At 70.4% G+C, this 4,882-nt stretch carries 5 protein-coding genes; 3 read left to right on the top strand and 2 right to left on the bottom strand.

Going from position 1 to position 4,882, the window contains the following annotated elements:
* Nucleotides 1-635: DUF2293 domain-containing protein (locus D7V77_RS40205; RefSeq protein ID WP_120581475.1), on the bottom strand; the 635-nt coding region annotated here is incomplete at its 3' end.
* A 130-nt stretch (nucleotides 636-765) separates the two neighbouring features.
* Between D7V77_RS40205 and rnz the strand changes: the two genes are divergently transcribed.
* Nucleotides 766-1,689 (top strand): ribonuclease Z, encoded by a 924-nt coding sequence (gene rnz / locus D7V77_RS40200; protein WP_120581474.1) that lies wholly within the window; start codon nucleotides 766-768, stop codon nucleotides 1,687-1,689.
* A gap of 52 nt (nucleotides 1,690-1,741) precedes the next feature.
* Here the strand turns inward: rnz and D7V77_RS40195 are convergent, their stop codons facing one another.
* Nucleotides 1,742-2,263 (bottom strand): hypothetical protein, encoded by a 522-nt coding sequence (locus D7V77_RS40195; protein ID WP_120581473.1) that lies wholly within the window; start codon nucleotides 2,261-2,263, stop codon nucleotides 1,742-1,744.
* Nucleotides 2,264-2,479: 216 nt separating this feature from the next.
* Here D7V77_RS40195 and D7V77_RS40190 point away from each other — a divergent pair, with 216 nt between their 5' ends.
* Nucleotides 2,480-3,253 (top strand): rhomboid family intramembrane serine protease, encoded by a 774-nt coding sequence (locus D7V77_RS40190; RefSeq protein WP_120581472.1) that lies wholly within the window; start codon nucleotides 2,480-2,482, stop codon nucleotides 3,251-3,253.
* A 99-nt stretch (nucleotides 3,254-3,352) separates the two neighbouring features.
* Nucleotides 3,353-4,759, top strand: coding sequence for an NAD(P)/FAD-dependent oxidoreductase (locus D7V77_RS40185; RefSeq protein WP_120581471.1), 1,407 nt, complete (start codon nucleotides 3,353-3,355; stop codon nucleotides 4,757-4,759).
* Nucleotides 4,760-4,882 lie beyond the last annotated feature (123 nt).

Genomic DNA, 4,882 nt, shown 5'->3' with positions numbered 1-4,882 from the left:
GCGTGGGGGGCGTCCCGGCGGTGCAGGTCCAGGATGGCGCGGGACACCTCCGCCAGCTCGCGGCGCACCTCGCGGCGGGCGCCCTTCACGCGCTGGATGCGCATGTCGTCGTAGCCGGTGGTCTGGTGGCGCATCCAGGCGATGACGGCGGCCTCCGCGCGCCTTTCAATGGGGATGCGCTCCGTGCGGGCGACGGTGCCGCTGCCCACGGGGGTGGCGTGGCCGGCGACCATCACGGCCAGGCGCTTGGCGTGGGGGAGCCACGCGGGGCTGAAGGCGAGGAAGCGCAGGACGGCGTTGGCGAAGTCGACCTCGTACTCGGCCTGCTCCTTGGCGCGGCGTTCACGGCCCTGGGCCAGCTTCTTGGCGTAGGCGGGGGTGGCGCGCTCATCGTCCAGGGCGGCGCGGGCGTGGACGATGTGGGCCTCCGGCGCCCACACGCCCCGGGAGAAGAGCTTGCGGCCCACCTTCTCCACCACGGTCCAGGAGGGGCCGGCGGCCTTCACGCGGCGGGTGAGGCCGGCGTCGCCGGGGGGGAGGAGGGCCCAGCCGTCAGGAACGGTGAGCAGGCGGCCGTCCTGGGCTTTCACTCGGCGGGGGTCGGCCGTGGGGCCGACCGTCAGGGAATCAGGCATGGGGGAGGGTCCGAAAGGGCCGGCTGCATAGCACGCCCCCTCGCACCCTGGTAAATGCCCCCGGGAACGCTCGCGCGCAGGCAGATTCCGCGCGTGCGAGGAGGCCACTCTCGACGTGGGAAGCGCTGGCATGTCCCTACTGAGGCTCACCTTCCTCGGCACCTCCGCCGCACAGCCCACGCTGCATCGCGGCCTCTCCGGTCTGGCGGTGAAGGCGGACGCGGATCTGCTGTTGTTCGACTGCGGCGAAGGCACCCAGCGGCAGATGGTGCGCTTCGGCACGGGCTTCACCGTGGACGCGGCGTTCTTCACGCACTTCCACGCCGACCACTACCTGGGAATCATCGGCTTCCTGCGCACGCTGGGGATGATGGGCCGCACCGAGCCCATGCACCTGTACGGGCCTCCTCCCGCGCGCCGGCTGTTGCATCAGGCCGTGCACCTGGGGCTGGAGTCGCTGGCCTTCCCGGTGGAGATCCACGAACTGAAGGACGGGGACTCGGTGCGCCGCAATGGCTACACCGTGCATGCGGTGGGCGTGGACCACCGCATCCACGCGCTGGGCTACGTGCTGGCGGAGGACGGCCGTCCGGGGCGCTTCCACCTGGAGAAGGCGCGGGAGCTGGGCGTGCCGGAGGGGCCTTCCTTTGGCAAGCTGCAGAAGGGTGAATCCATCACGCTGCCGGACGGGCGCGTGGTGAAGCCGGAGGACGTGCTGGGCGAGTCGCGGTCCGGGCGGCGGCTGGTGATTTCCGGAGACACGCGGCCGTGCCCGTCGCTGGTGCAGGCGGCGAAGGACGCGGACCTGCTGGTGCACGAGTCCACCTTCTCCGACGACGAGCAGGCGCGCGCGCTGGAGACGAGGCACTCCACCGCGCGGGAGGCGGCCCAGGTGGCCAAGGACGCGGGAGCGAGGCGGCTCATCCTCACCCACCTGTCCAGCCGCCATGACACCGACCCCGGACGGCTGCTCACGCAGGCGCGTGAGGCGTTCAAGGGGCCGGTGGAGGTGGCCTTCGACGGCCTCACCGTGGAGCTGCCGCTGCGCGACTGACGTCCGGTGTCGCTCGGGCGGCAGCCCCTGCTCGGTGACGGTGGGTGGGGGGCTACTCGACCTTCTTCGCCTCGGCCTTGAGGGCGGAGGCGGCGTCGGGGTCCACCTTCTGGAGCAGCTCCCACTCCAGCTCGGAGTCGCGCCGCATCTGGGAGGCGCCGGCGCCCACCGAGGACTCACCCGTTTCCTTGGCGCGGCCGTCGGTGCTGTCGGCGGCGCGGGACTCGGAGCGGTCCTGGCGGCGGAACTCCACCGCGGACTGGCCGGGCCCCCGCTCGAAGCCGCGCACCAGGTAGCGCGCGTAGGAGGTGCCCAGCGAGGAGGGAGCGCTGGTCATCAGCCACTCCGTCGTGGTCTCGAAGCCGGTCTGCGTGTTCGTCACGGAGAAGCCCTTCTCCTTGACCAGGGCCAGGGCCGCCGGCCACACCTCCGCGATGGGCTTGCGGTAGACGTGCCCCATGGCCTTGTCCTCCAGGTACGCCTGCTGACGGCGCGCGGCGCAGCCGCTGAAGGCGAGGGCGAGGGCGGACACCACGAGCAGCGCCGAGGCGCGGGACGATTTCGAGGGATTCATTGCTCCGGACTCCATGAAAGAGAAGGCGGTTGCGGAATGTCGCCCGGTGCGGGCCTGGAAGCCAAGTCCAGGCGCGTCCGGAAGAGGGTTACCTCCAGCAGGCAACCTTCATTTGGCTAGAGCCCGGCCGCCTTCTGGTGATGCGTCCGGCGTCGCACATCCGTGCGCACGAAGCCGTCCGGGGGGCTGGTGGCGAGGCCATGCTGGCGGGCGGACATGATTCCCATCAGCGACGACAACCCGACCCTGCGCACCCCGGTGATGACGTACCTGCTGCTCGCGGCCCTGGGGCTCACCTGGGTGTTCTTCCAGGGCGCGGGCTTCAACGTGGTGGCGCTGGCCACCAGCATCTGCGAGCTGGGCATGGTGCCCGGGGAGCTCACCGGCCGCGCGCCAATGGGGCAGGCGGTGCCGCTGGGGGACGGGCTCGCGTGCGTGGTGGACAACGAGGCCATCAACCGCCTCACGCCGCTCACGTCCATGTTCCTGCACGGCGGCTGGGGGCACCTGCTGGGCAACGTGCTGTTCTTCTGGGTCTTCGGAAACAACATCGAGGACAGCATGGGGCGCTTGCGCTTCCTCGTCTTCTACCTGGTGTGCGGGCTGGTGGCGGCGGCCGCGCACGTGGCGGTGGACCCCACTTCGCCGGTGCCCACGGTGGGCGCGTCTGGCGCCATCGCGGGCGTGCTGGGCGCGTACCTGGTGCTCTACCCGCGCGTGCGCGTGAACATGCTGTTCATCATCTTCATCCTCATCCGCGTCTTCCCCATCCCCGCGTGGGCCGTGCTGGTGTGGTGGTTCGTGCTCCAGGTCATCACCGGCCTGCCGCAGTTGATGACGCTGAGGCCGGAGGTGTCCGGTGGCGTCGCCGTCTGGGCGCACATCGGCGGGTTCGTGGCGGGCATGGTGCTGATCAAACTCTTCGAGAACCCCCGCTACACCTCACAGCGCACGACGTGGCGGCACCGGATGCACCCGAACCACCCCTAGGGCGAGCGGACGGACAGGCCCCCGCCGGCCCGGGATGCGGATGCGAGCGAGCGCCCCGACATTGGGGGTGGGTGTTCTTCGCGCCGTGAGGAGGCGGGCATGAGGGCGGACGAAAAGAAGGAAGGGCTCTGCGTGGACGCGCCGCCGCCGCGCAAGCGGGTGCTCATCCTGGGGGGCGGCTTCGCGGGGATGTACGCGGCGCTGCACCTGGAGCGGCAGCTGGGGAAGCGGGACGACGTGGAGGTGACGCTCGTCAGCCGCGACAACTACTTCCTCTTCACGCCCATGCTCCATGAGGTGGCGGCGAGCGACCTGACCGCGACCGCCATCGTCATCTCGCTGCGCAAGCTGCTGCCGCGCCTGACGTTCGTGGAGGGCGACGTCAGCGGGCTGGACCTGGAGACGAAGCGGGTCACGGTGGCGCACGGCGGGCTGGACGGCCACAGCCACACGCTGGAGTACGACTCCGTGGTGCTGGCCATGGGCTCGGAGACGAACTTCTTCGGCAAGCCGGGCCCGCGCGACTACACGCTGACCATGAAGACGCTGGGCGACGCGATGCTCCTGCGCAACTGCCTGGTGGACCGGTTGGAGGAGGCGGACGCGGACTGCGTCGCGACGGGCACGCGCAACGCCATCGTCACCTTCGTGGTGGTGGGCGGCGGCTTCGCGGGCGTGGAGACAGCCGGCGCCATCAACGACTTCATCCACGGCGCCCTGCCCTTCTATCCCAACATCCAGCACGCCAACGTGCGCGTGATGCTGGTGCACGGCGGCAAGGAGGTGCTGCCGGAGCTGGGCGAGGACCTGGGCGCGTACGCGCGCAAGAAGCTCATCGAGCACGGCATCGAGGTGCGCACCGGAGTCCGCGTGAGGGACGTGACGGCGGCGGGCGTGGAGCTCCCGGACGGCACGGTGGTGCCCACCAAGACGGTGGTGTGGACCGCGGGCGTCACGCCGCCGTCCCTGCTCTCGACGCTGCCGTGCGAGAAGGAGCGCGGGCGGCTCAAGGTGAACGAGCGCATGGAGGTGCCGGGCTTCCCGGGCGTGTGGGCGCTGGGTGACTGCGCGTCGGTGCCGGACGTCACCAACGGAGGGAAGCCCTGCCCGCCCACCGCGCAGCACGCGCTTCGCCAGGGCGTGACGGTGGCGCGCAACGTGTGCGCGGCGCTGAAGGGGAAGCCGGGGAAGCCGTTCCGATACAGGATGCTGGGGCAGCTGGCCACGATTGGCCAGCGCTCGGGCGTGGCGCGCATCCTGGGGCTGAAGTTCTCCGGCACCTTCGCGTGGGTGCTCTGGCGCACCGTCTACCTGTTCAAGCTGCCGAAGCTGGAGACGAAGGTGCGCGTGGCCATGGGTTGGACGCTGGACCTGTTCTTCCGCAAGGACGTGGTGCAGGTCATCGGTCCGCGTGAGTTGGATCAGCTCACGCTGCCGGCGCTTCCGCTCAACAGCCGCCAGCAGGTGCGCCAGGTGCAGGCGCTGCACCCGCGCTCGCAGCACTGAGGGGATGAGAAAAAATTAACGATTCTGATGCATCCAAAGGATGCATAAGCGCTGCTGTGCGAGCATGAATCGCCATGGCGGGGAGCAAACGGCCGCGAGTGCGTGTGCTCCGGCCGAAACGGA

Source organism: Corallococcus sp. CA041A (assembly GCF_003612075.1).
Taxonomy (GTDB): domain Bacteria; phylum Myxococcota; class Myxococcia; order Myxococcales; family Myxococcaceae; genus Corallococcus; species Corallococcus exiguus.
Note: the sequence above shows the minus strand (reverse complement) of the source record. Positions and strands in the feature narration are given on the sequence as shown.